This window comes from Mesorhizobium sp. M2C.T.Ca.TU.002.02.1.1, assembly GCF_003997225.1.
The window spans coordinates 1-527 of record NZ_RZTO01001480.1 but is presented as its reverse complement, the minus strand read 5'-3'; the positions used below and the strand labels follow the sequence as shown (position 1 = coordinate 527).

Below are 527 nucleotides of genomic sequence, written 5' to 3'. Positions count from 1 at the left end.
ATCTCTCCGACAAGATCGCCGTGCTCTATCTCGGCCGCATCATGGAGTTCGGGCCGTCGGAAGCGGTCTTCTCCGGGCCGCACCATCCCTACACCGAAGCGCTGCTGTCGGCCGTGCCGAAGCTCGACCGCAGCGAGAACGCGCGCATCCGTCTTGACGGCGAGATCCCGAGCGCGGCCAATCCGCCGACGGGCTGCGTCTTCCACACGCGCTGCCCGCGCAAGATCGGCGCCATCTGCGAGACGCAGGAGCCGGAGCTCGCCGAGGCCCAACCGGGGCACACCATCCGCTGCCATATCCCCTACGACGAACTGGCGCGGCTGCAAAAGCCGAAGGCCGTGGAGCCGGCGTGATCGCGATCAGAACGCTGCCGCGCCTGCCATACTAAAGGCGCGGTCGCTTTCCGCAAAAGCGTGATCGCTCGACAGGTGCCTGGCGAGCGTACGCAGCCCCGTGAGCGCAACGTCCAGCGCATCGGAAGATGCGGGGTTCTCCGGATAGGCAAGATAGATCGGGCGCTGGAATAC

The 527-nt window shown here is 66.4% G+C and carries 1 protein-coding gene and 1 pseudogene; one reads left to right on the top strand and one right to left on the bottom strand.

Annotation, left to right across the window (positions count from 1 at the left end):
* The coding region (locus tag EOD07_RS36850; RefSeq protein ID WP_164772980.1) for an ABC transporter ATP-binding protein at positions 1-353 on the top strand (353 nt) is incomplete at its 5' end.
* Between the two features lie 6 nt (positions 354-359).
* On the opposite strand, the pseudogene EOD07_RS38985 reads toward EOD07_RS36850, so the two are convergent.
* Positions 360-527 (bottom strand): annotated as a pseudogene (locus tag EOD07_RS38985) (LysR family transcriptional regulator); the annotation flags it as partial.